This is a genomic window from Streptomyces sp. S063 (assembly GCF_002832675.1).
GTDB classification, from domain to species: domain Bacteria; phylum Actinomycetota; class Actinomycetes; order Streptomycetales; family Streptomycetaceae; genus Streptomyces; species Streptomyces sindenensis.
Genome location: NZ_CP021707.1, coordinates 2,600,307 through 2,624,084 on the forward strand (window position 1 = coordinate 2,600,307; position 23,778 = coordinate 2,624,084).

General features: G+C 72.0%; 20 protein-coding genes and 1 other RNA gene. 2 read left to right on the forward strand and 19 right to left on the reverse strand.

Annotation, left to right across the window (positions count from 1 at the left end):
* Nucleotides 1-261: 261 nt before the first annotated feature.
* From CCZ36_RS11760 to CCZ36_RS11810, 11 genes are all read right to left on the reverse strand, one after another.
* On the reverse strand, nt 262-2,634 hold the full coding sequence (locus tag CCZ36_RS11760) for a HelD family protein (protein WP_206515723.1): 2,373 nt from the start codon (nt 2,632-2,634) through the stop codon (nt 262-264).
* Between the two features lie 101 nt (nt 2,635-2,735).
* Nucleotides 2,736-3,710 carry an anti-sigma factor family protein gene (locus CCZ36_RS11765; RefSeq protein WP_069738961.1) on the reverse strand — a complete coding sequence of 325 codons (975 nt, stop codon included), beginning with the start codon at nt 3,708-3,710 and terminating at the stop codon, nt 2,736-2,738.
* Complete coding sequence (locus CCZ36_RS11770; RefSeq protein ID WP_069738960.1) at nt 3,707-4,294, reverse strand: sigma-70 family RNA polymerase sigma factor; 588 nt, start codon at nt 4,292-4,294, stop codon at nt 3,707-3,709. Before CCZ36_RS11770 ends, CCZ36_RS11765 begins: the two co-directional genes overlap by 4 nt.
* Before the next feature lie 66 nt (nt 4,295-4,360).
* Nucleotides 4,361-5,047, reverse strand: coding sequence for a CGNR zinc finger domain-containing protein (locus CCZ36_RS11775; RefSeq protein ID WP_234427821.1), 687 nt, complete (start codon nt 5,045-5,047; stop codon nt 4,361-4,363).
* Between the two features lie 101 nt (nt 5,048-5,148).
* Nucleotides 5,149-5,712 carry a GNAT family N-acetyltransferase gene (locus tag CCZ36_RS11780; RefSeq protein WP_128817607.1) on the reverse strand — a complete coding sequence of 188 codons (564 nt, stop codon included), beginning with the start codon at nt 5,710-5,712 and terminating at the stop codon, nt 5,149-5,151.
* Between the two features lie 82 nt (nt 5,713-5,794).
* On the reverse strand, nt 5,795-6,937 hold the full coding sequence (locus CCZ36_RS11785; RefSeq protein WP_069738957.1) for a uroporphyrinogen-III synthase: 1,143 nt from the start codon (nt 6,935-6,937) through the stop codon (nt 5,795-5,797).
* Between the two features lie 175 nt (nt 6,938-7,112).
* Nucleotides 7,113-8,444, reverse strand: coding sequence for a nitrate/nitrite transporter (locus CCZ36_RS11790; RefSeq protein ID WP_069738956.1), 1,332 nt, complete (start codon nt 8,442-8,444; stop codon nt 7,113-7,115).
* 135 nt (nt 8,445-8,579) lie between these two features.
* Complete coding sequence (locus tag CCZ36_RS11795; protein ID WP_069738955.1) at nt 8,580-9,743, reverse strand: acyltransferase family protein; 1,164 nt, start codon at nt 9,741-9,743, stop codon at nt 8,580-8,582.
* Nucleotides 9,740-11,869 carry a glycosyltransferase gene (locus CCZ36_RS11800; RefSeq protein ID WP_069742716.1) on the reverse strand — a complete coding sequence of 710 codons (2,130 nt, stop codon included), beginning with the start codon at nt 11,867-11,869 and terminating at the stop codon, nt 9,740-9,742. Before CCZ36_RS11800 ends, CCZ36_RS11795 begins: the two co-directional genes overlap by 4 nt.
* 86 nt (nt 11,870-11,955) lie before the next feature.
* Nucleotides 11,956-12,657, reverse strand: a complete 702-nt coding sequence (locus CCZ36_RS11805; RefSeq protein WP_128817608.1) for a hypothetical protein — start codon at nt 12,655-12,657, stop codon at nt 11,956-11,958.
* A gap of 162 nt (nt 12,658-12,819) precedes the next feature.
* Nucleotides 12,820-13,791 carry a LysR family transcriptional regulator gene (locus CCZ36_RS11810; RefSeq protein WP_069738952.1) on the reverse strand — a complete coding sequence of 324 codons (972 nt, stop codon included), beginning with the start codon at nt 13,789-13,791 and terminating at the stop codon, nt 12,820-12,822.
* 103 nt (nt 13,792-13,894) lie between these two features.
* Between CCZ36_RS11810 and CCZ36_RS11815 the strand changes: the two genes are divergently transcribed.
* Nucleotides 13,895-15,355, forward strand: coding sequence for an MFS transporter (locus tag CCZ36_RS11815; RefSeq protein WP_237302640.1), 1,461 nt, complete (start codon nt 13,895-13,897; stop codon nt 15,353-15,355).
* 131 nt (nt 15,356-15,486) lie between these two features.
* Here the strand turns inward: CCZ36_RS11815 and ssrA are convergent.
* From ssrA to ftsE, 5 genes are all read right to left on the reverse strand, one after another.
* Nucleotides 15,487-15,873, reverse strand: a transfer-messenger RNA (tmRNA) gene (gene ssrA / locus CCZ36_RS11820).
* Nucleotides 15,874-15,971: 98 nt separating this feature from the next.
* Nucleotides 15,972-16,460 (reverse strand): SsrA-binding protein SmpB, encoded by a 489-nt coding sequence (gene smpB, locus CCZ36_RS11825; RefSeq protein ID WP_003968790.1) that lies wholly within the window; start codon nt 16,458-16,460, stop codon nt 15,972-15,974.
* Nucleotides 16,461-16,478: 18 nt separating this feature from the next.
* Nucleotides 16,479-17,666 (reverse strand): S41 family peptidase, encoded by a 1,188-nt coding sequence (locus CCZ36_RS11830; RefSeq protein ID WP_128817609.1) that lies wholly within the window; start codon nt 17,664-17,666, stop codon nt 16,479-16,481.
* A gap of 68 nt (nt 17,667-17,734) precedes the next feature.
* The gene (gene ftsX / locus CCZ36_RS11835) at nt 17,735-18,652 is read right to left on the reverse strand and encodes a permease-like cell division protein FtsX (protein WP_010062141.1); all 918 of its coding nucleotides are present in this window, start codon (nt 18,650-18,652) and stop codon (nt 17,735-17,737) included.
* A 54-nt stretch (nt 18,653-18,706) separates the two neighbouring features.
* A complete protein-coding gene (gene ftsE / locus CCZ36_RS11840) occupies nt 18,707-19,396 on the reverse strand; it encodes a cell division ATP-binding protein FtsE (RefSeq protein ID WP_003968787.1) in 690 nt (229 codons plus the stop codon).
* Nucleotides 19,397-19,656: 260 nt separating this feature from the next.
* On the opposite strand from ftsE, the gene CCZ36_RS11845 reads away from it, so the two are divergent.
* A complete protein-coding gene (locus CCZ36_RS11845) occupies nt 19,657-19,857 on the forward strand; it encodes a hypothetical protein (protein WP_030087514.1) in 201 nt (66 codons plus the stop codon).
* Between the two features lie 234 nt (nt 19,858-20,091).
* On the opposite strand, the gene CCZ36_RS11850 is transcribed toward CCZ36_RS11845, so the two are convergent.
* The 3 genes from CCZ36_RS11850 to CCZ36_RS11860 form a co-directional block, all read right to left on the reverse strand.
* Nucleotides 20,092-20,964 carry an LPXTG cell wall anchor domain-containing protein gene (locus tag CCZ36_RS11850; RefSeq protein ID WP_128817610.1) on the reverse strand — a complete coding sequence of 291 codons (873 nt, stop codon included), beginning with the start codon at nt 20,962-20,964 and terminating at the stop codon, nt 20,092-20,094.
* A gap of 330 nt (nt 20,965-21,294) precedes the next feature.
* Nucleotides 21,295-22,401 (reverse strand): peptide chain release factor 2, encoded by a 1,107-nt coding sequence (prfB, locus tag CCZ36_RS11855; RefSeq protein ID WP_030708835.1) that lies wholly within the window; start codon nt 22,399-22,401, stop codon nt 21,295-21,297.
* Between the two features lie 81 nt (nt 22,402-22,482).
* Nucleotides 22,483-23,730 carry a serine/threonine-protein kinase gene (locus CCZ36_RS11860; RefSeq protein ID WP_069738948.1) on the reverse strand — a complete coding sequence of 416 codons (1,248 nt, stop codon included), beginning with the start codon at nt 23,728-23,730 and terminating at the stop codon, nt 22,483-22,485.
* Between the last annotated feature and the right edge of the window lie 48 nt (nt 23,731-23,778).

Here is a 23,778-nt window from a genome sequence, read left to right on the forward strand (position 1 = left end):
GGAAAGCCGCCGGACCGCCCACAACGAGAACAGACCCGCGCCACCGGAAGGTGGCGCGGGTCTGTCTTTTTCGTTGAGGTGGCACCGACCCGCCATGCTCGCCTCGCGGCAAGTGGTCGCTCGAAGCGACGAAGGTTGGGCCCGGGGGCTTGGATCGAGCCGGTGCCAGTACCAAGGTAACAAAGACCCCGGAAAAGTGATTCCCGTGCGCCGGGTTGACTCTCCGAACCCTTCCGCGTCAGCCCGCCGGCACCGCGGGCATCAGTCCCTGAGCAGGTCCGGCACCCCGTCCTCGTCCGGCATGTCCCGCTCCCCCGAGACCACCGTGAGCTGCTGCGTCGCCCGGGTCAGCGCCACGTACAGCACGCGCAGCCCGGCCGGGGACTCGTCCGCGATCTCCGCGGGCGAGACGACCACCGTGGCGTCGTACTCCAGCCCCTTGGCCTCCAGGCTGCCCAGCGCCACCACCCGCTCCCCCAGCTCCGCGAGCCACTCACGGGCCTGGGCGCGCCGGTTCATCGCGACGACCACGCCGACCGTGCCGTCCACCTCCGCCAGCAGCCTGGCGGCCTCCTCGCGGACCGTGGTGGCCAGCTCCCCGTCGCGCACCGGCTCGAAGCGCGGCACCACCCCGGTCGAGCGGACCGCCGCCGGGGACTCCATGCCGGGCATGGCCAGCGCCAGCACCTTGGCGGCCAGCTCCGCGATCTCCGCCGGGTTGCGGTAGTTGACGGTGAGGGTGAAGCGGCGGCGCGGCCGGGAGCCGAGCGCCTCGTCCCGGGCCGCGGCCGCCTCGTCCGGGTCGGACCAGGAGGACTGGGCCGGGTCGCCGACGATCGTCCAGGTGGCGTGCCGACCTCGGCGGCCGACCATGCGCCACTGCATCGGGGTGAGGTCCTGTGCCTCGTCGACGATGACGTGGGCGTACTCGGTGCGCTCCGCCGCGAGCCGTTCGGCCCGCTCCCACTGCGTCTCCTCGCGCTGCGGCATCAGCTCCTCCAGCCCGGTGAGCTGGTCCAGCGGGTCGGCCTCGCGCTTGCGCTTGGGCCGGGCGGGGGTGCCCAGCAGCGCCTGGAGCTCGTCCAGGAGCGCCACGTCGTGGACGGAGAGCGGGCCGTTGCCCTCCGCGTCCAGGCGCTTGAGGGAGCGGGCCAGGCGGCGCGCCTCGCCCTGGTTGAGGATGCGCCGGGACCAGCGGCCGAGCCGCCGTTCGTCGGCCATCGCGGCCAGCACCCGGCGGGGCGTCAGCTCGGGCCACCAGGCGTCGAGGAACTCCAGGAACGGGGTCTCGGTGGAGACGTCCTCGTCGAACGAGGAGCGCAGCTCCGCGATCAGCTCCGGGTCGGTGTAGCGGCCACGCCCGGAGGACCTGTTCCACAGGGCGTCCAGCAGCAGCTTGCGGGCGCGCGGGCGCAGCAGGTTGACCGGTGCGGTGCCGCCCAGCGCGTTGTGCCGGATGCGCTTGAGCTCGTCCGCCTCCAACTCGATCCGGGCCCCGAAGGCGACGACGCGCAGCCGGGTGGGGGTGGCCGGGGCGGCCGACTGCGCGGGCTCGTCCCCGAAGGCGAGCTGACCGCCCTCGTTCACCGGCGGTGGGATCTCCAGGGCGCCCCGGGCCGCCTTGCGCAGCACGTGGAGCATCCGGGAGGAGCCCTTGACCCGGGCCACGGCCGGTTCGTCGTAAGCGGTGGCCCCTTCCAGGCCCGCCGCGTCGTCGGAGAGCGAGCCGATCGCGCGGATCGCGACCTGGCCCTCCTCGCCGAGCGAGGGCAGCACCCCTTCGGTGTACGCGACCAGGAGCGGGGTGGGCGAGACGATCAGGATGCCGCCCGCGTACCGCCGCCGGTCCTGGTAGAGCAGATACGCCGCCCGGTGCAGGGCGACGGCGGTCTTGCCGGTGCCGGGGCCGCCGGTGACCTCGGTGACGGAGGCGGCGGGGGCCCGGATGACCAGGTCCTGTTCGGCCTGGATGGAGGAGACGATGTCCCGCATGGTGTGGCTGCGGGCCTGGCCGAGCGCCGCCATCAGCGCGCCGTCCCCGATGACCGGCAGCTTCTCGCCGTCCAGGAACGCCGTCAGCTCCGGGCGCATCAGGTCGTCCTCGACCCCGAGGACCTTGCGGCCCTTGGAGCGGATGACCCGGCGGCGTACCACACGGCCCGGGTCCTTCGGGGTGGAGCGGTAGAACGGGGCGGCGGCCGGGGCCCGCCAGTCGATCACCAGCGGCGCGTAGTCGGAGTCCAGGACTCCGATCCGGCCGATGTGGAGCGTCTCCGCGATATCGGCGGTGGCGTCGTCGCGTACGGAGTCGTCGGCCGGCTCCACGGAGGTGTACGCGCCGTCCGGACCGCGCTCCCCGTCCTTGCCGAGCAGCAGATCGATCCGCCCGAAGAGGAAGTCCTCGAACTCGCTGTTCAGCCGGTTGAGGTGGATCCCCGCCCGGAACACCTGGGCGTCCCGCTCCGCGAGCGCGCCGGGGGTACCGACCTGGCCGCGCTTCACGGCGTCGTTCATGAGGAATTCCGCCTCGTGGATCTTCTCTTCGAGGCGGTGATAAACACGGTCGAGATGCTCTTGCTCGACACCGATTTCCCGGTCCCGCAGCGATTCGACAGCGGCATCCTGCGCGGCCACCGAGGCCCCCTTCTTAACGGCACTGGGCAGCCGTCAACCCTATAGCGAAGGGGGCCCGGGCGCACCTGCCGACCGGCAGGCGGTCGCGCGTCGCGCCCTGGTCAGGCCCCGATCTCCACCAGCCGCTCCCCGTCGAAGGTCCGCACCTCGAAGCGGGCGATGTCCTCGCGGTCCATCGCCGCCCCGCCGTGGACGTACAGCGGGGCCCTCGCCGTCGGGTTCGTCGCGCCCTCGATGCCGTACCCCCACCGCGGGACGGACCAGGAGGTGACGACCTCTTCCTCGCCGGTCCTGGAGACGGCGACCAGCGTGCACTTCTGCGGTCCCTTGACGTTCTTCAGCTCCAGGACCGTGTGGGTGCCCCAGGCCTTCTCCTCCATGCCGACGGTCGCGCCGACCCGGGTGGTGGGGTCGGTCGCCGAGACCTTCTCCGTCATGTGCTCGAAGAAGGCGTCCTCGGCCGGGCTGGTGGGGTGCGGCTCGCCCACGGCCACCGATCCGCCGCCGCGGTCGTCGCCCGCCGTGACCGCGAACGCGGCGACCGGGCCGCCGACGATGAGGGCGGCGGCCGCGGCGACCCAGTAGCGGCTGCGCCGGGTGCGGCGGTGCCGCCTTCGCGCCACCTCGTCCATCAGTCCGCCGAGCAGCCGGGGCGCGGGCTTCTCGGGCACATGCGGTACGGGGCGGGCGCCGGGCACGGCGGACGGGGCCTCGGAGAGCATCGCGAGCATCGGCTCCATCCCCGCGAACTCGTCGAGATGCGCGGCGCACCGGGCGCAGCCCGCGAGATGGGCCTCGAAGTCGCTCGCCTGGGCGTCGTCGAGGATGCCGAGGACGTACGCGGCGGCCGCGTCGTGCTCGGACCCTTCGGAGTCCGGGCCGCGGCCCGGACCGGCGCCGAAGCGTCCGGGCGGGCCGGAGGAACCCGGCGGGCCGGACGGGCCGGGGACGCCGGTGAGGTGGGCGGGCCCTGAGGGGTGTGCAGGACCCGCCGCATACGGGGGACTTGAGGGACCGGACGGCGTGCGGTGACCGGGAGGCCGGGGCCCGAACGGCTGCCACTGCTGGTCGCTCATGCCGTGATCCCCCTCTCTTCGAGTGCGAGCTTCATCGAGCGCAGTGCGTAGAACACCCGGGACCGCACGGTCCCGCTGGGCACACCGAGCACTTCGGCGGCCTCATTGACCGTACGCCCCTTGAAGTAGGTCTCGACCAATGCTTCCCGGTGCGCGGGGGTCAAATCTTCCAGCGCGTCCGAGAGCGTCATCAGCCACAGCGCCTTGTCGATCTCGTCCTCCGCGGGAATGACCTCCAGCGGCGACGGATCGACCTCGCGCGGCCGGGCCTGCCGGCTGCGGTGGTTGTCGATGACGATGCGCCGGGCGACCGTCACCAGCCAGGGTCGGACTGAGCCGGTGGCCCGGTTGAGCCGGCCGGCGTTCTTCCAGGCACGGATGAGCGTCTCCTGCACCACGTCCTCGGCCCGCTGGCGGTCGCCCGCGACGAGTCGGAGGACGTACGCGAGCAGCGGCCCGGCGTGTTCGCGGTACAGCGCCCGCATCAGTTCCTCGTCCGGTATCCCGGAGGGGGGCTGGGGCGGCTCACTGCGATGTCGAGCCCTGGGCGGACGGTCATCGGCCACGGCCGCATCCTTGCGCACCCGAACCTCCCGGTCGAGACCTCTGAAACGAGCTCCTGGACCATCGATACGGGGGTGGGCGCCGGTTCATTCAACGCCGGGCGGATTTTCTTTCTCCGGGCCGGGCGGGCCGGGTTCACCCGGACCGTACGCGCCGGGTGTCGCCGGGCCGGGGGCACCGGTCGTTCCGGAGGTCCGGCGCCGGTGCCGGGCGACCCGTTCGCGGTTGCCGCAGACCTCGCCGGAGCACCAGCGCCGCCGTCCGCCGCGCGAGGTGTCCAGGTAGAGCCGGTGGCAGGCCTCCCCCTGGCAACGGCGCAGGGCGGCCCGCGCGACGGGGTCGGTGAGCAGGTCCACCGCGTCCCGGGCGACGACGGCGAGGAGCCCCGCGCAGTCGGGCGCGGCGCTCAGGGCCCGTACGAGGCCGCCGTCCGCGCCACGCACCGCCCGGGGGCCCGGAGGCGCTGCGGAAGCGCGGGAGTTGACCCGTTCCAGCGCGCCGTCGGCCGGGGGGCCGCCGAGCTGAGCGGCCATCAACCGCGAGATGTCGGAGCGCAGTTCGTGGAAGCGGGCCACCCAGGTGTCGTCCAGCTCCGCCAGTGCGGTGCCCGGCGGGACGAGCCGGGCGTCGGTGAGCCACTGGGCCAAGTGGCCCGGCCCGCCGAGCTGTTCGCAGGTGCCGGGCACCCCGCCCGCGCGTTCCGTGGCCACGAGGTCGAGGCAGATCCGGCCCGCGTCGAACCGCCACATCCGCGCACCCCTGCCCGCTGCCATGATCCCGCTCACCGCCCTGGGCCACCCGGTGGAACGACCCTCCCCAGAGTGCTCCTGTCGGGGCCCGGCCGGAACCCCGCGGGAGGCTCCGGCGACGACGGTCAGCCGGTCGGCGGGTCGTCGTGGAGAAGCCGCTGGAAGAGGTGGTGGTCGCGCCAGCGGGCGTTGATGTGCAGATAGCCGGGCGCGGTGCCGGTCCGCTCGAACCCGGCCTTGGCGAGCACCCGTTGGGAGGGGGCGTTGTCGGTGACGGTCGCCGCCTCGACGCGGTGCAGGCCCAGCCGGTCGCGGGCCGCCTCGCAGACCGCCCGGACGGCCGCGGTGGCGAGGCCGCGGCCGGCGTGGCCCTCGGCGACCCAGTAGCCGAGGCGGCCGTTGCGGAACGGGCCCCGCTCGATCGCGGAGAGCGTGAAGGCGCCGATCACCCGGTCGTCGGGGTCCGCGAGCACCCAGGGCATGGCCCGCCCGGCGTCCCGGTCGGCCAGCAGGGCGGTGAGCCGGGCGGCCTGGCCCTCGACGGTGTAGAAGGTGTCGGGGCGTACGGGTTCCCAGCGGCGCATGTACGCGCGGTTATGGGTGAGGGTGGCGGCGAAGGAGGGCGCGTCGGCGAGTTCGGCGGGCCGGAAGGCCACGTCCGGGGCGAGCAGGTGGGTGCGGTCGGTCATCCGGTCACGCTAACCGGGACGGCCGGGCCGTGCCCGGGGCCCCGGCTCCTGCGGACCAGGCCCGACTCCTGGGAGGGGGCCCTCAGCGCCCGCACTCCGTGTCCGCCGACGGGTCCAGCGCCAGCCGGTAGCCGCGCTTGACGACCGTCTGGATCAGCCGGGGCACGCCCAGCGCCGAGCGGAGCCGGGCCATCGCCGTCTCCACCGCGTGCTCGTCGGAGCCGCTGCCGGGCAGGGCCCGCAGCAGGTCGGCGCGGGCCACGACCCAGCCGGGGCGGCGGGCCAGCGCGTGCAGGAGGGCCATGCCGGCGGGCGGCACCGCGCGCAGTTCGTCGTCGACGAGGACCGCGTGGCCCCGGATCTCGATGCGGTGTCCGGCGACGGGCAGGATGCGGGCGGCCGCCGGGAGGTGGGAGCACATCAGCTGGACGAGGGGGCCGAGCCGGAAGCGTTCGGGCTGGAGGGTGTCGATGCCCCGGGCCTGGAGCGGGAGGGCGGTGACCGGTCCGACGCAGGCGACCAGCACGTCGTCGCGCAGGGCGCCGAGGACCTCCGGGAGCAGTCCGCGGGTCTCGGCCCGGCCCAGGAACGAGGCGGCGGCGGGCGCGCTGGTGAAGGTGATCGCGTCCAGGCCCCGGGCGGCCGTGACGTCGAGCATCCGGTCGAGCGGGGCGAGGTCCTGCGGCGGCATCCAGCGGTAGACGGGGACGACGACGACCTCGGCGCCCGCGGCCGTCAGGGACTCGACGAAGCCGGGCAGCGGTTCGCCGTGCAGCTGGAGGGCGACCCGGCGGCCCGCGACGCCCTCGGCGAGGAGCCGGTCGAGGACCTCGGCCATCGATTCGGACCCGGGCGACCAGGCCTCGGAGAGCCCGGCGGCCCGGATCGCGCCCTTGACCTTGGGGCCCCGGGCGAGGAGTTCCACCCCGCGCAGGGTCTCCAGGAGCGCGTCACCGATGCCCCAGCCGTCGGCCGCCTCGATCCAGCCCCGGAAGCCGATCGCGGTGGTGGCGACCGCCACGTCGGGGGCGTGGCCGATCAGCTCCTTGGTGGCGGCGAGGAGTTCGCTGTCGTCGGCCAGCTGCACGATCCGCAGGGCGGGGGCGTGCAGGACGGCGGCCCCGCGGCGCTTGAGGAGGGTGCCCAGCTCCTCGGCCCGGCGGGCGGCGGTCACCCCGACGGTGAAGCCCGCGAGGGGGCCGTGCGTTGTGTCGTCGTCCTGCATGGCGTGTTCCCGGCTCCTGTGTTCCCGCTGGTGCGCGATGGTTCCCCGCTGATACGCGATGGCTTCCGCTCGTGACGCGATGTACGGAGGGCCGAGACTGCCAACGGTGCGTGACAGGCTCGGTTCCCCCGTATTTCCCGGCCGTTACGTCGCACGACACCGGACCGTGCCGTTTCTACACCTCCGCGTAGCCGAGCTGGGCCCGGGCGGGCGCCGGTGCGGGGCGGCGAAGGTATACCGCCCAGGTGATCGTGGTGCACACCCCGTAGAAGGCGAGGAAGGACCAGAAGGCCGCGGTTCCGGTGCCGGAGGCCTGGAAGGACTGGCGGAAGGCGAGGTTGATCGCCAGGCCGCCGAGCGCGCCGACGGCCCCGATCAGGCCCATGGCCGCGCCGGAGAGCCGCCGTCCGTGGACGGCGGCCGCCTCACCGTCCAGGCCCCGGGCGAGCGCCTTGGTGTGGAAGATGCCGGGGATCATCTTGTACGTCGAGCCGTTGCCGAGGCCTGTCAGGACGAACAGGGCGGTGAAACCGGTGAGGAAGACCGGCAGCGAGGCGGTCCCGGAGGCGTGGATGACGACGCCGGTGGCGGCGGCCATCGCGACGAACGTGGCCAGGGTGATGCGCGCCCCGCCGTACCGGTCGGCGAGGCGGCCCCCGACGGGCCGGATCAGGGAGCCCAGCAGCGGGCCGACGAAGGTGAGCGAGGCGGCCTGGAGCGGGGTCCGGCCGAACTGGGTCTGGAGCACCAGGCCGAAGGCGAAGCTGTAGCCGATGAACGAGCCGAAGGTGCCGATGTAGAGGACCGCCATGATCCAGGTGTGCGGGTCGCGGACGGCCTCCAGCGCGGCCCCGGTGTCGTTCTTCACGGGCCGGAGGTTGTCCATGTACAGGGCTGCGCAGACGGCGGCGAGGACGATCAGCGGGATGTAGACCCCGAGGACGATCCGGGGGTGCGAGGCGCCCAGGGTGCCGATGACGAGCAGGCCGACGAGCTGGACGACGGGGACGCCGATGTTGCCGCCGCCCGCGTTGAGCCCGAGCGCCCAGCCCTTCTTGCGCAGCGGGAAGAAGGCGTTGATGTTGGTCATCGACGAGGCGAAGTTGCCGCCGCCGATGCCGGTGAGCGCCGCGACCGCGACGAACGTGCCGTACGAGGTCCCGGGCTCCATCACCCAGAACGCGGCCAGGGTCGGGACGAGCAGGCTCACCGCGCTGAAGATCGTCCAGTTGCGGCCGCCGAAGCGGGCGACGGCGAAGGTGTACGGCACCCGCACCAGCGCGCCGACGAGGGTGGCGGTCGAGATGAGGAAGAACTTCCCGGCCGGGTCGATGCCGTACTCCGGTCCCATGAACAGGACCATCACCGACCACAGGGTCCAGATGGAGAATCCGATGTGCTCGGAGAGCACGGAGTACCAGAGGTTGCGGCGGGCGACCCGTTCGCCCTTCTCCCGCCAGAACGTCTCGTCCTCCGGCTCCCAGGTCTCGATCCAACGGCCTGCCATCACGCGCCTCCACAGGGGGTCGGGGTGTTGTTCCCGACGCTAGGGAGCCCGCGTTTCGGCGTGGTGCCGCGAGGTGACCGGTGCGCAACCTTGCTCTCACCGGGCCGTTCCCGGCCCGGTGAGATGCGGTGCCCGCTACCGTCTGCCGTCCGGCCAGAGGCGGGGCCGGCGTTTGGCGGCGACGTCCTCCACCCAGCCCACGGCGACGATCATGAGCGCGATCAGCGGCCAGACGAGCAGGGTCATCAGCAGGGTGTACCCGGCCTCGACCGCCGATCCCAGGTGCGCGTCCACGTACGGGATCTCCCAGAGGAGGTCGAGCAGCGGGATCGTCGCCAGGATCAGCAGGTTGTGCCAGAGGTAGATCGTCACGGCCCGGTTGTTGGCGAGTGTGACCAGCCGGTCGAAGCGGGCGAGCCGGCCGGGCAGCTCCTGCCAGGACGGGGCGTACTGGAGCAGGATCACGCAGAAGCCGAGCGACCAGGTCGCCTGGGCCAGCGGGATGTCGTTGAGGTCCCAGCCGTCCGCGGTGAGGTGCCCGGAGGCCCACCACAGCCCGAAGCCCATGACGATCGACGCCAGCGAGATCGTGAGGTAGCGCGGCACGTCCGTGAACAGCCCGTCGTGGTGGGCGAAGCCCAGGATCCAGCAGGAGCCGAACACGGCGAAGTCGCTCAGCGCGTTTCCGGTCTCGCCCGGGATCGTCACCAGGCCGGTGCCGATCACGGCGGTCAGGCCGAGCGGGGCGAGCAGCGTCGCCCAGGGCAGCCTGCGGAACGCCCGGAGCAGCAGGGGCGAGGCGAGGACGAACCAGAGGTAGGCGCGGATGTACCAGAGGGGCCCGGCCGCCTGGACCGCCCAGGTCTCCTCCAGCAGACCGGCCCGGTCACCGCTGGACCAGGGGAAGGGGGGCGCGCCGACCGGGAAGACGTACCAGGCGAGCTTGATGAACCACCACGCGCCCTCCTCCTTCACCGGCTGCCAGCTCAGCGCGAACATCATCGGTACGACGACGAGCGCGAACACCCACATGGGCGGCAGCAGGCGGCGGATCCGGCCCCGGATGACGCCCAGGGCCGGGCGGCCCAGCGAACGGGCCATCAGCGAGCCGGCCAGGGCGAACATCACGCCCATGGAGGGGAACAGGATGGTCAGCCAGGCCCAGCCGAAGATGTGGTAGATCACCACCCGGACCAGGGCGATCGTCCGGAGCAGGTCGAGATAGCGGTCCCGGCCGGGCTTCCCCTTCGTGGCGGGGGGCGCCGCGGGGGCTCCGGCGGGCACGGTGGCGGCGCTCATCCGACGGGCCCCCGCTCGGGGACGGACCCGGTGCCGCGCCGCTGGGCGGAGACGCCGCCGGGGGCCTCCACCGCGCCGGTGCGGCGCAGCTTCTGCCAGCGCAGCCGGCCGCCGGTGAGCGCGGTGATCCAGGACTGGAGCAGCACGACGTACATGAGCTGGCGGTAGAGGATCTGCTGGAGCGGCAGCGAGAGGAGGTGCGTCATGCGTTCCTTGTCCAGCCGGAAGGCGTACGCGGCGCAGACGGCCTGGACGACCAGGACGCCGAACCACGCGGCCACGGTCTTGCCCGTCGGGCCGAAGACGAGTCCGTACAGCAGGAACACGTCGATGAGCGGCGCGAGCAGCGGGGCGACGACCATGAACAGGGAGACGAACGGCAGGCCGACCCGCCCGAAGCGGCCCGACGGTCCGCGCTCGATGACCGCGCGGCGGTGCTTCCAGATCGCCTGCATGGTGCCGTAGCTCCACCGGTAGCGCTGCGACCAGAGCTGCTGCACGGACTCCGGGGCCTCGGTCCAGGCGCGGGCGTTCTCGGCGTAGACGACGCGCCAGCCGTCCCGGTGCAGGGCCATGGTGACGTCGGTGTCCTCGGCGAGGGTGTCCTCGCTCATCCCGCCGACCCGTTCCAGGGCCTCGCGGCGGAACGCCCCGACCGCGCCGGGGATGGTGGGCATGCAGCCGAGCACGTCGTACATCCGGCGGTCCAGGTTGAAGCCCATCACGTACTCGATGTGCTGCCAGGCGCCGATGAGGGAGTCGCGGTTGCCGACCTTGGCGTTGCCCGCGACGGCCCCGACCCGGGGGTCGGCGAAGGGCTGGACCAGCTCGCGGACCGTGGCCGGTTCGAAGACGGTGTCGCCGTCCATCATCACGACGATGTCGTAGCGGGCGTGCCGGATGCCGTTGTTGAGGGCGGCGGGCTTGCCCGCGTTCCGCTGGCGCACCACCCGTACGTGCGGCATCCGCATGGCCTCGACGAGGTCGGCGGTGCCGTCGGTGGAGCCGTCGTCGATGACGATGATCTCGATGGGGTGCTCACTGGCGGCCAGGGAGCGCACGGTCGCCTCGATGCACTCGCGTTCGTTGTACGCGGGGACCAGGACGGAGACCGGGCGGCGCAGGGGTTCGCCCCAGCTGAAGTTCCTGCGGCGGACCTTGCGGGCGTGCAGGAAGGAGAGCAGCAGCATCAGGCCGAAGCGGGCCAGCACCAGGGCGCCGATGGCGGCGAGCCCGACGACCAGGACGCCGGTGATCCGCTCGGAGACGGCGACGGCGGAGACGAACGCCTTGCCCTTCCACAGGGCGAACCCGGTGACCGGGGTGTGCGCGCTGGGGGCGTCCAGGGCGGTGGTGAGGCGGGTGAAGGTGTAGCCCTTCTCCTTCAGGTCGGGCAGCAGGGTGTCGAGGGCGGCCACGGTCTGCGAGCGGTCGCCGCCGGAGTCGTGCATCAGGATGATCGCGCCCTTGCCGTTCTTCGGCGTGGCCCGCTCGACGATGGCCCGGACCCCGGGGCGCTTCCAGTCCTCGCTGTCGGTGTCGTTGACGACGGTGAGGTAGCCGCGGCTGCCGATGTACTCGGTGACCGGCCAGGACTTGTTGTCCATGGCGTCCGAGAAGGAGGAGTAGGGCGGCCGGAAGATCGAGGTGCGGACCCCGGCCGCGCCCGCCAGCGCCAGCTGGTTCTGCGACAGCTCCCAGTCGATGCGCGCGGTGGACTGGTAGGAGAGGTCGGGGTGGTTGAAGGTGTGCAGGCCGAGTTCGTGGCCCTCCTCCACCATCCGCCGGACCAGGTCCGGGTGGCGGGCGGCCATGTTGCCGGTGACGAAGAAGACGCCGTGGGCGTCGTACTCCTTCAGTTTGTCGAGCACCTTCGGCGTCCACACCGGGTCGGGTCCGTCGTCGAAGGTCAGGACGATCCGGCGGTCGGGTATGCGCAGGGTCTTCGCGTCACCGGAGCGGGCGTCGATGACGGGACCGCCGGTCAGGACGTCCTCGGGCACCTGATGGGTGGGGGCGGCGTCGCGGACCCGGTGGTCGGCGAGGATCTCGCTGTGCACGTATCCGCGCAGCATCAGCATCGCGAGCAGGGCGACGAGAAGGGTCGTCGGCAGGAGGTAGCGCATGGGGAGCCTGAGTCGGCTCCGGCCACGTGACGCCTTACGCCTCCTGCCGTCCTTGCCGTTCCTGCCCCGCGTGGCGGGGAGTTCATTTACGGGGCGCTCTCTTCTTGCACCGGCTGTTCGGGGTCCTCGACGGGCGGGGCCGTCGGTTCGGTCGGCTCCGGCTCTGCGGGCGGCGGCGTGGGGTGGACCGGCGGTTCGGCGGCCGAGGTCGTGGGGGCCGGCTTCGTGGCGCCGCCGCCTCCACCTCCGCCGCTGCCACCGCCCGTGGCGGGGCGGGACGGGTCCGCGGAGACGGACGCGGAGGGGCGGTCCGCCGAACCGGCGGGCACGACCACGGAGGTGGCCGACGGGGTGGCGCCCGTGGGGGCGCCGGAGACTCCGGCCGCCGGTGATCCGGAGGCGCTGGGCCCCGGCTCCGGGGCGCCGTCGTCGGACAGGCCGTCGTCGACGGTGCCGGTCTCGGGAAGGTCCTCGACCTGCTCCGCCTTCGCCGCCTCCTTGGGCCCGGACAGGGGCAGCCAGGGGGCGCTGGAGTTTCCGCCGAGGACGGCGAAGACCAGCGTCACGGCGTAACCGGTGCAGACCGTGGCGAGGACCCAGCCGAGGCGTCGGAAGGTCTTGCTGCGGCGGCCGCTCTCGTCGACGAAGACGGGGCCGTCGGAGTTCTCCGGCGGGGCGGGTTCGCCGGGCAGTTCGGCGAGCTGACGGCCCAGTCCGTCGAGCTGGATCGTCGCGTCGTTGGGCTCGTGCGTATGCCCGGTTCTCATGCCTTCGCGCCAATTGTCCACAGGTGCAGCCCATCCCCCACTCAATGAATCAGGCACACCGAACTTGACTGGTTCTTTACTGTCGGACTGGGCCCCCACCCCTCCACGAACCTGGCGTCCATGCACCCGGAGGATGAATGTAGCGCACGGAGTTGACGCCCAAGTGCCCCTGAACGGAGTTGATCAGGAACGGTTGCGCATCAGTGACAGATCGGACTCCGGCAACCAGGCCCCGGACGGCAGGTCCAGCCACCCCTCGGCAAGGGCCAACTGGTCAGTAGCGTTGCGCAGCGCGTCTACGCCGGGATGCCGCAGCCCCTTCCGCCAGACCAGCGACACCGGCGAAAGCGGAACCGGGTCGACGAGCGGGCGCAGGACGGTCCCGGGCAGCGGTGGGAAGTCGACGACGGCGAGCACGGGGTGCCCGCCCTTCTCCATGACCCGCTGGAATTCGGCCACGCCCACGGCGAGCGGAACGGGCGGAGCCATCGCGATGTCCCATTCGGCGAACAGCGATGCGGCGAGGTCGGTCCACTCCCGGGTCCGCTCGTTGCCGGCCCCCGCGTAGACGGTCTCGCCGGACAGCTCGGCCAGGGCGACGGTCTCCCGCTCGGCGAGAGGATGGGACAGGGGCAGCATCAGGGCCATCGGCTCGTACCGCACGGGGTGCGTGGAGAGCCCCGCCCGCACGGCGCGGGCCAGCCCGGCGGCCCGGCCGAAGGAGGCGTCGAGCCGGCCGGCCAGGATCTCGGCGGCGGCCCAGGTGAGCCCGGACTCGAAGCGGGCCATCAGCTCGCACTCGGGCACCAGCTCGCGGGCGCGCCCCAGCACCCGGGCGGCGGTGGCCCCGTCACTGTTCAGATCCACGAGCAGCGGCCGGGCGGGCGCGCCGCTGAAGGCCCCGGCGAGTTCGGTGTGCGCGTCGAGCACCCGGCGGGCGTACGGCAGCAGGCGTTCGCCGTCCGGGGTGAGTGCGACCTGGCGGGTGGTCCGGACGAACAGCTCGGCGCCCAGCTCGCGCTCCAGCCGCCGGATGTCCCGGCTCAGCGCCTGCTGCGCGACGAAGAGCCGGGCGGCGGCCCGGGTGAAGTGCAGTTCGTCGGCGACGGCGAGGAAGGCGCGCAGGAGTCGGGGGTCGGTGTCGGCGGGAGGCACGCCGCGAATCTACCGCGCGGGACCGCATTCACAACCCGTACGCGTGAATCGCTCCGCAGAAGGTGTTGGACCCGGACGACGGGGCACGGCGAGCCTGGTCCGTATGCCGATATCCCCTGCCGCCCGCCCCAAGACCCCACCCCGGCCCGTCCCGCACACCCCGGCCGGGCCCGCCGTCCCGCCGCGACCGTCCGCCGGCTCCGCCGTTCCGGCCCGGACAGGTCCGCGCGCCCGTCCGGTGCCCGCGCCCCGGCCCGCCACGGCCTCCGCTCCCCTCCTCGCCGTCTCCGGCGGCCAGTTGATCGCGGCCCCGTGCTCCGCGCCGACGAGCGCCGCGCCTCGGCGGGCGCGGCCTGCCTCGAATCCGTACCTCCGACTGCTGGCGACGCCCGGGGCCCGCGCCTTCACGGCGGGCAATCTGATCGCCCGGCTGCCGATGGGGATGCTCAGCGTCAGCGCGGTCATCATGATCGCCGGGTCCCGGGGCTCGTACGCCCTCGCCGGCGCCGTCACCGCGACCGGCCTGGCGGCCACGGCGGTGGTCGCGCCGTTCACCGCCCGGCTGGTGGACCGCTTCGGGCAGGCGCGTGTCGCCGTGCCCGCCACCGCGCTCGCCGTACTGGGGTCGCTGGCCCTGGTGCTGTGCGTGTACCACGACGCCCCGGCCTGGACGCTGTTCGCCGCGTACGCCGCGACCGCGACGACCCCGAACACCGGCGGGATGTCCCGGGCCCGCTGGGCGCATCTGCACCGGGGCGATCCAGCCGCCCTGCACACCGCGAACTCCTTCGAGCAGGCCGCCGACGAGCTGTGCTTCATGCTGGGCCCGGTGCTGGCCGCGACGCTCTGCGGGGCGCTGTTCCCGGAGGCGGGCACGCTGGTGGGGGCGGTGCTCCTGATGACCGGCGTCCTGATCTTCGCCGCCCAGCGCGCCACGGAACCACCCGTCACCCCGCGCACGAGGGCGGTGGCCTCACCCCTGCGCACGCCCGGGATGCCCGCGCTGCTGGCGGTGTTCCTCGCCACGGGGGCGGTGTTCGGGTCGATGGAGGTGGTCTCCATCGCGCATGCCGGGGGCGCGATCCTGGCGCTCCAGGCGGCGGGCTCGTGCGCGGCGGGTCTGCTCTACGGTTCGCTGCGGCCCGCCCGGAACGTGCGCCTCCGGTTGCTGCTGTGCCTGGCCGCGATGACGACCCTGATGTCCCTGCCGCTGCTGGCCGCCACCGGGTCGGCCTCCCTGCCGGTCCTGGCGCTCTGCCTGCTGCTGGCGGGGGCGGCGACCGCGCCGACGATGGTCACGGGCATGACGCTGATCCAGCGGGCCACGCGCCCGGAGCAGCTGAACGAGGGCATGACGCTCTCGGTGACGGCGCTGCTGGGCGGGGTCGCGGCCGGGGCGGCGGTGGGCGGCTGGCTGGTCGAGCACGCGGGGACGGTCGCCGGCTATGCGGCCCCGCTGTCCGCGGCGGCCCTCGCGCTCGTCATCGCGGGCGCGGGAACGGCCGCAACGGCTTCGCCCGACCTGGTACGGCGGATGAAAACTGCCCCACCAAAGGGGAGTTGACCTGGACGGATGGCTGGGAGAGGCCGAGTCGGCGGCTGTTCCCGCATCGACCTGGAGCTGTCCGAGGAGGCCGAACCGTCGAAAAGCCTCCGCCCCGCGAGTGAACTCGCGGGGCGGAGGCTTACATGGGGTGGTGGAGATGGCGGGAATCGAACCCGCGTCCAACGGTGCGGAACCAGGGCTTCTCCGAGTGCAGTTCGCTACGCTTTTCTCGGCCCCGGAGGTCACGCGAACAAGCCTCCGACAGGCCCAGCCACTGTTTGATTTCCTTCTCGGCCCCGTGGCCGGGCCGAGAAGTTTAGATCCCTAGTTGATGCCAGGATCCGGGTCGGGATCACTCCCGGGCTGACACTCCGCAGAGTCTTCGCTAGCTGCTAATTAGGCAGCGAGGGCGAAGGCGGAGGAATCGCGCTTGGAATTGGCGATTATTGTTTGCGACATATGGTTTACGAGATCATTGCCGCTTCCTCGACTCGCTTCCCCTGCTTCGACATCCGCTGTCGAAACCGATCATCCCCATGTTGATTTTTCAACGCACGCACCTTCGCTGAGGTGCACGGCCCATCGTACGTGACCAACGCCGGACGATGCCAGCGTATTCCCCGCGAGGGGGGCCTCAGGCGCTGCGCTGCCGTCGGCGGGCCGCCGCGATGGCGCGGTTCGTCTCCCGCGTGTCCTGCTTCTCGCGGAGCGTCTGCCGCTTGTCGTACTCCTTCTTGCCCTTGGCGAGCGCGATCTCGACCTTGACCCGGCCGTCCTTGAAGTACAGCGCGAGCGGCACGATGGTGTGGCCCGTCTCCTGCGACTTCGACTCCAGCTTGTCGATCTCGGCCCGGTGCAGCAGCAGCTTGCGCTTCCGCTTGGCCGCGTGGTTGGTCCAGGTGCCCTGGACGTACTCGGGGACGTGGATGTTGTGGAGCCACGCCTCGTGGTCGTCGATCTGCACGAAGCCGTCGACCAGGGAGGCCCGCCCCATGCGCAGGGACTTGACCTCCGTCCCCATGAGGACGAGACCGCACTCGTAGGTGTCGAGGATCGTGTAGTCGTGCCGCGCCTTCTTGTTCTGCGCGATCATCTTGCGCCCGGTGTCTTTTTCCTTCGCCATAGTGCGGTCATTTTCGCACTACGACCCACCCCCGAGGCCACTCAATACCGTCTCGGCCCGCTGCTGGGCCCGCTCCCCCACCACGAGGTCAGGGGTGATGCCCTTGCCGTCGACGTTGCGGCCGCCCGGGGTGCGGTAGTGGCCGACGGTCAGCTCGGCCACCGAGCCGCCCGGCAGCCTGCTGGGCATCTGCACGGAGCCCTTGCCGAAGGTGGGCGAGCCGACGGTGACCGCGCGGCCCCGGTCCTGGAGGGCGCCGGTCAGCAGCTCGGCGGCGCTCATCGTGCCGCCGTCGACCAGGACGACGACCGGCCGGTCCGTGTCACCGCCCGGATCGGCGTACAGCGCGTGCTGGTCCCCGCGTACGTCGTACGTGGCGACCAGGCCGCCGTCCAGGAAGGCGGAGGCGGCGACGACGGCCTCGGCGACGAGTCCGCCGGAGTTGGCGCGCAGATCGAGGAGTATCCCCGCCCCGTCGGGGGCGTCCCGGACCGCGTCCCGGACGTCGGCCCCCGCCCCCTTGGTGAAGGCGGCGACCTTGACCAGGACCGCCGACGCGGGCCCGTCCCCCAGCCGTCGCACGGTGACCGCCTCGGTGGTCAGCCGGGCCCGCTCCAGGGTCTCGGTCCAGCTCCGCCCCTTCCGGACGAGCCCGAGCTCCACCCGGCTGCCCTCGGCCGCCCCCGTACCGTCGCCGCGCAGTAACGCGACGACCTCCGCGACGGGGCGTTTGCCGATCGCGCGGCCGTCCAGGGTGCGCAGCAGGTCGCCGGTGCGGATGCCGGCCCGGTCGGCGGGGCCGCCGGGCTGGACGCGGGAGACAGTGACCTCGCCGCTGCCGGTGCGCCGGGCGGAGAGCCCGACGCCCGTGTAGGTGCCGTCGAGCGCCTGCTCGAACTCCTCGTACTCCCGCTGGTCGTAGACCGCGCCCCAGCGGTCCCCGCTGCGGCTGACGACCTCCTCGGCGGCGTCCTTCACGGACTTGCCGTCGGCCTCGGCCTCGGCTGCGGCGTCCTCGATCTCGTCGTGGTCGACCGGGGCGACGGTGGAGGAGACGGCACGGGTCTGCGGACCGGGCCCGGGCTCGGGTTCCTGCGGCAGCGAACCGGTCGCGGCGGCGGTGGCGAGCGCACACCCGAAGACCAATGTCAGGGCCGCCCCGCGGCGACGACCGCGGGGCCCGAAGCGTTGAGCGGAGCCCGACATGGCGACGAGTCTAGGACAAACCCCCTGGGGCGCACGGGCGATCGCCCGTGCGCCCCAGGGGGCACATGTCACACCTTCAGGTACTTGCGCAACGCGAAGAGAGCGGCGACGGCGGGCATCAGCAGACCGATCGCGAGCACCAGCGGAAGCTTGGTCAGGACGGCGTCCCAGCCGATGAAGTTGATGAGGTTCAGCTTCTCCTGGAGGGCGAGACCGCCGTCGATCAGGAAGTACCGGCCGCCGAGCAGCATGGCGCAGGCCAGCACGCCCCCGATCAGACCGGCGACGGCCGCCTCCATGATGAAGGGGGCCTGGATGTAGAAGCCCGAGGCCCCGACGAGGCGCATGATGCCCGTCTCACGTCTCCGGCTGAACGCGGAGACGCGCACGGTGTTGACGATCAGGATCAGCGCGATGACGAGCATCAGGATCATCACGTAGATCGCGACGACGTTCATGCCGTTCATCAGCTCGAAGAGGTTGTCCAGGATGGACCGTTGGTCCTGGACGGACTGCACCCCGTCCCGCCCGGCGAAGGCCGTCGCGACGACCTTGTACTTCTGCGGGTCGTCCAGCTTCACGCGGAACGACTCCTGCATCTGGTCGGGCGTGATGTTGCCCGCCATCGGGGAGTCGCCGAACTGCTCCTGGTAGTGCTTGTACGCCTCGTCGACCGTCTCGAAGTGGACCGTCTCCACGGCGTCCATCTTCTCCAGATCGGCCTTGATCTCCGCCTTCTGCTCCTTGGTGACAGCCCCCTTGGCGCACTTGGGCATGTCCTTGGCGTCGTTCTTGTTGCAGAGGAAGATCGAGACGTTGACCTTGTCGTACCAGTAGTCCTTCATCGTGCTGACCTGCTCGCGCATCAGCAGCGCACCGCCGAACAGGGCGAGCGAGAGGGCGACGGAGACCACGACCGCGAAGGTCATCGTGAGGTTGCGGCGGAGACCGACGCCGATCTCCGACAGGACGAACTGGGCGCGCATGGCGTCCTTTCAGTACTCGATGCTCGAAATGCACGAAGGGCCGGAGCCCCTCGGTCAGTGCTGGTAGCCGTAGACGCCGCGTGCCTGGTCGCGTACGAGACGGCCCTGCTCGAGCTCGATGACGCGCTTGCGCATCTGGTCGACGATGTTCTGGTCGTGGGTCGCCATGATCACGGTGGTGCCGGTCCGGTTGATCCGGTCCAGCAGCTTCATGATGCCCACCGAGGTCTGCGGGTCGAGGTTGCCGGTCGGCTCGTCCGCGATCAGCAGCATGGGGCGGTTGACGAAGGCGCGGGCGATGGCCACACGCTGCTGCTCACCACCGGAGAGCTCGCCGGGCATCCGCTCTTCCTTGCCACCGAGGCCGACGAGGTCGAGGACCTGCGGCACGGCCTTGCGGATCTCGCCGCGCGGCTTGCCGATGACCTCCTGCGCGAAGGCCACGTTCTCCGCGACCGTCTTGTTGGGCAGCAGGCGGAAGTCCTGGAAGACCGTCCCCAGCTGGCGGCGCATCTGCGGCACCTTCCAGTTGGACAGCCGCGCGAGGTCCTTGCCGAGCACATGGACCATGCCCGTGCTGGCACGCTCCTCGCGCAGGATCAGTCGCATGAAGGTCGACTTGCCGGAGCCGGAGGACCCCACCAGGAAGACGAACTCACCCTTCTCGATGTCCAGCGAGACATCGCGCAGAGCCGGTCGGGTCTGCTTCGGGTAGGTCTTGGAGACGTTGTCGAATCGGATCACGGATGCACCACGGTCGGCCGGGAGTAGGTGAGCGTGACCATACGCGAACCGGGCTCACGCGTGCAGGCGGCGTCCGGCAATGGGTGTTATATGGCGAATCGCCCCACGGTACGAAACGGGTCGTGCCGGACCTTGTCCGGCGGGCCGCGCCGAAATCGCCGCGAGCTGGCACAGTGGTGGGGGGAACGGTTGCGTTTCCGTGAGCGTTGTGCGGAGAGAAAGCAGGCAAGCGGCTCCGCCGCGCGGGAGGAGGAATGCGCATGACCTATGACCGACTGGTGTGCGCGAACTGCGCGGCGCCCGTGAGCGAGGGCCGTTGCCGCGTCTGCCGTGCCGTGCGGCAGCAGATGCTGGAGGAGCAGGGCCAGGGCCCGCTGGCCGGGATGAGCCCGGCGATGCTGATCGCCCTGATGGTGGTGTTGCTGACGGCGCTCGCGCTGCTGGCCCACCAGGCTGCCTGAGATCCGGGCCCGCACGCTCGTACGGCCCCTGGGGCCGCCCCTCATCGCCCCGTCGGGGCTGACAGACGTATGCGTACGGCCGCCTGAGCGGTTCGGGCGCGCAGAAGGGCCCGGGAGGCGTTGTACGCCCTCCCGGGCCCTTCGTCATGCCGTGCCGTGCCGTGTACGGGAGTGCGTACGGGCCTGACCTGCGCCCTCTACGCACCGGTACGGTCCGCCGCGGCCCGCCGCTGACTAGGCGACCGTGCGACCGCCGCCGACGAGGCGCGGCAGGATGCGGAAGCCGATGCCGCCCGCGATCATCGTCGCGGCACCGATGACCAGGAAGGTCGTCTCGGCCGCACCGGTCTCGGCGAGCTCTTCCTTGCCCTTGCTCTGCTCGACCGGCTTGTTGCCGACACTGTCGGTGTCGGTGTTGTCGGTGCACTCGGCGCCGTCGAGGTCGACGGTGCAGCCGGTGTCGTCGCCACCGGTGGTGGAGCCGCCGGTGGAGCTGGTGCCGCCCTGGTCGCCGCCGGTGGTGCCGGTGGTGCCGGTGGTACCAGTGGTGCCGGTCGAGCCGGTCGAACCCGTGGTGCCGGTCGAGCCGGTGGCGCCGGTCGAACCCGTGGTGCCGGTGGTACCCGAGGTGCTGGTCTCACCGGTGGTTTCACCCGTGGTGGTCTCACCGGTCGTCGAGGTCTCGCCCGTCGTGGACGTCTCGCCGGTGGTCTCGCCCGTGGTGGTCTCGCCCGTGGTCGAGGTCTCGCCGGTGGTCTCACCGGTCGTGGTCTCGCCCGTGGTCGAGGTCTCGCCGGTGGTCTCACCGGTCGTGGTCTCACCGGTGGTGGACGTCTCACCCGTGGTCTCGCCCGTGGTGGTCTCACCGGTCGTGGTCTCGCCGGTGGTCTCACCCGTGGTGGTCTCGCCCGCGGCGCCGCCCGGGTCGGCACCGCCGATCGGGTCGTCAGCGTCCAGCAGGTCCGCCTGGACGTTGACGTCCGCGACGCCGGTGTCGACGCCGATCTCCAGCGCCTGCGCCGCGCCGGCCGCAGTCAGCGAGGCACCCGCGGCAATAACCGCACCAGCGGCTATCCGCGCGACGCGAACACGCGTCTTCTTCGTCATCTGTTGCTACCCCCAGTAGCCGATCTCGTCAGTGGAGCAGCCATATGCGGGCAGCGGGCCCTGGGGGTATCGCTCTCGGCAAGGCCACGTCGTGTCGTGGTCACCCCGCCCCGCCCCCGGTACACACCCGCCCCAGGCATACGCATGCTGCTCTAGCACCCTGGCCAGAGTTAAGGATTACGTCAAGGCCGTTCCGTGCACTAGGCACCGATATGAGGGGTGTTGACGGCTATTCGGAAGCGTGACTGTGACGTATCGGGCACAGATCCTCCCCAACGCAGGAGGGCCCGGACAGTTCCCCGTCCGGGCCCAACCTCCGTACCGCTGAAGCTACTTCTCCCGCTGCTTGCGCCAGCGGATACCCGCCTCGACGAAGCCGTCGATCTCGCCGTTGAAGACCGCTTCGGGGTTGCCCATCTCGAACTCCGTACGCAGGTCCTTGACCATCTGGTACGGGTGGAGGACGTACGAACGCATCTGGTTGCCCCAGGAGTTGCCGCCGTCGCCCTTGAGCGCGTTCATCTTGGCCTGCTCCTCCTGGCGGCGGCGCTCGAGGAGCTTCGCCTGGAGGACGTTCATCGCGGACGCCTTGTTCTGGATCTGCGAGCGCTCGTTCTGGCAGGAGACGACGATGCCGGTGGGCAGGTGGGTCAGACGCACCGCGGAGTCCGTGGTGTTGACGCCCTGTCCGCCGGGGCCCGAGGAGCGGTACACGTCCACGCGCAGCTCGGACTCGTCGATCTCGATGTGGTCCGTCTGCTCGACGACCGGGAGCACCTCGACGCCCGCGAAGGACGTCTGACGGCGGCCCTGGTTGTCGAAGGGCGAGATGCGGACCAGGCGGTGGGTGCCCTGCTCGACGGAGAGGGTGCCGTAGGCGTACGGGACCTGGACGGCGAAGGTGGTCGACTTGATGCCGGCCTCTTCGGCGTACGCGGTTTCGTAGACCTCGGTCTTGTAGTTGTGCTGCTCGGCCCAGCGGAGGTACATGCGCTGGAGCTTCTCCGCGAAGTCGGCGGCGTCGACGCCGCCGGCCTCGGCGCGGATGGTCACCAGGGCCTCGCGCGCGTCGTACTCGCCGGAGAGGAGCGTGCGGACCTCCATCTCGTCCAGCGCCTTCTTCACCGACTCCAGCTCGGCCTCGGCCTCGGCCTGCGCGTCGGCGTCGCCCTCGGCCTCGGCGAGCTCGAAGAGGACTTCGAGGTCGTCGATGCGGCCGCGCAGGGCCTCGGCCTTGCGGACCTCGGCCTGGAGGTGCGAAAGCTTGCTGGTGATCTTCTGGGCCGCGTCCGGGTCGTCCCACAGGGACGGTGCCGCTGCCTGCTCCTCGAGCGCGGCGATGTCCGCCCTCAGCGCATCCAGGTCCAGGACGGCCTCGATCGACCCCATGGTCGAGGAGAGGGACTTCAGCTCTTCGGAAATATCGACGACTGCCACGGGTCCAGCGTAACGGCTGGGCGGATGAAGCTTGCCCTCACCCGGGAACCGGCCGGAAACCGGCCCGGGCCGGGGGCGCGCTCACGGGGTCGCCGGGGCCGAGTTCTCGCTGTCCTGGGGCGCTCCGCCCCCGTCGCCGCCACCGGTGGCCAGCCACCCGCCGACCGCGACGGCCCCGCAGAGCAGCACGGCGGCGGCACCCAGCGTGATGCGGCGCTTGCGGACGGACGCCGCCTTGTTCCGGGCGGAGCCGGGGCGGGGCCTTCCCGGGGCGCGGGGGGCGCGCGCCGTACCGAGAGGGCCGCCCGCCAGCTCGTCCGGGGCCGGCACACGCATGCTGGTGTGGGTGTCCCGGTTGGAGTCGGGGGCGGAGCCGGGCACCAGCGGGACCGCCCCGCGGCGGCGGGGCTCCTCGGCGGCCGGGGTGTACTGCTGCTCGTCGTAGGCGGCGGGCTGCTGGTCGCTCTCCTCGGGGCCCGGCTCGTCCACCTCCAGCGGGGGTATCCCCGCCAGCAGGGGCAGCAGGTCGCGCAGCCGTACGGCCAGCTCCGAGGCGCGCAGCCGGGAGGCGGGGGCCTTGGCCAGGCACTGGACCAGCAGCTGCCAGAGCTCCTCGGGGATGCCGGGGAGCGGGACGACGGTCTCGGTGACGTGGCGGCGCAGGACCGCGCCGGGGTGGCCGCCGCCGAAAGGGGTGAACCCGGCGAGCAGCTCGTACAGCACGGTCGCGAGCGCGTAGATGTCGACGGCGGCGCGCGGCGGGAGGCCCTCGACGATCTCGGGGGCCAGGTAGTCCGGCGTGCCGATGATCTTCGTGGCCTTGGTGCGGCGCGGGGTGTCGATCAGCTTGGCGACGCCGAAGTCGGTGAGCAGCGCCGGGTGCGCGCCGCCGGGGCCGAGCGGGCCCTCCATGTCCAGCAGGATGTTCTCCGGCTTGACGTCCCGGTGGACGATCTGGGCCTTGTGCGCGGCGGCCAGCCCGTCGGCCACGTCCGCGATGATCGCGACGGCGGCCTCCGGCGCGAGGCGGCGCTCGCGGTCCAGGCGGGTGCGCAGATCGGTGCCGCGTACGAGGGTCATGACCAGGGCCAGGTCGTTTCCGTCCACGACGAGGTCCCGGACGGCGACCACGTGCGGGTGGTCGAGTCCGAGCAGGGCGGTGCGCTCCTGTACGAAGCGGCCCACGAGCTCCTGGTCGGACGCGAGGTCCTCACGGAGCAGCTTGATGGCGACCGGGCCCTCGGGCCCCTCGCCGAGCCATACCGTGCCGGCGCTGCCGCGCCCCAGGATCTGGTGGGCCGTGTACCGGCTGCCGATATTCCGTGCCAAGACTGCTCCCTCAGCGGCTGGCGGTGGACCCCCGGTCGACAAAGTTAC

Excerpts from the sequence above, each read along its gene's own strand:
- CCZ36_RS11765 (WP_069738961.1), bottom strand. The coding sequence starts at position 3,710 with ATGAGCGACCAGCAGTGGCAGCCGTTCGGGCCCCGGCCTCCCGGTCAC.
- CCZ36_RS11775 (WP_234427821.1), bottom strand. The coding sequence starts at position 5,047 with ATGGCAGCGGGCAGGGGTGCGCGGATGTGGCGGTTCGACGCGGGCCGG.
- CCZ36_RS11780 (WP_128817607.1), bottom strand. The coding sequence starts at position 5,712 with ATGACCGACCGCACCCACCTGCTCGCCCCGGACGTGGCCTTCCGGCCC.
- CCZ36_RS11785 (WP_069738957.1), bottom strand. The coding sequence starts at position 6,937 with ATGCAGGACGACGACACAACGCACGGCCCCCTCGCGGGCTTCACCGTC.
- CCZ36_RS11790 (WP_069738956.1), bottom strand. The coding sequence starts at position 8,444 with ATGGCAGGCCGTTGGATCGAGACCTGGGAGCCGGAGGACGAGACGTTC.
- CCZ36_RS11795 (WP_069738955.1), bottom strand. The coding sequence starts at position 9,743 with ATGAGCGCCGCCACCGTGCCCGCCGGAGCCCCCGCGGCGCCCCCCGCC.
- CCZ36_RS11800 (WP_069742716.1), bottom strand. The coding sequence starts at position 11,869 with ATGCGCTACCTCCTGCCGACGACCCTTCTCGTCGCCCTGCTCGCGATG.
- CCZ36_RS11815 (WP_237302640.1), top strand. The coding sequence starts at position 13,895 with ATGCCGATATCCCCTGCCGCCCGCCCCAAGACCCCACCCCGGCCCGTC.
- smpB (WP_003968790.1), bottom strand. The coding sequence starts at position 16,460 with ATGGCGAAGGAAAAAGACACCGGGCGCAAGATGATCGCGCAGAACAAG.
- CCZ36_RS11830 (WP_128817609.1), bottom strand. The coding sequence starts at position 17,666 with ATGTCGGGCTCCGCTCAACGCTTCGGGCCCCGCGGTCGTCGCCGCGGG.
- ftsX (WP_010062141.1), bottom strand. The coding sequence starts at position 18,652 with ATGCGCGCCCAGTTCGTCCTGTCGGAGATCGGCGTCGGTCTCCGCCGC.
- CCZ36_RS11845 (WP_030087514.1), top strand. The coding sequence starts at position 19,657 with ATGACCTATGACCGACTGGTGTGCGCGAACTGCGCGGCGCCCGTGAGC.
- CCZ36_RS11850 (WP_128817610.1), bottom strand. The coding sequence starts at position 20,964 with ATGACGAAGAAGACGCGTGTTCGCGTCGCGCGGATAGCCGCTGGTGCG.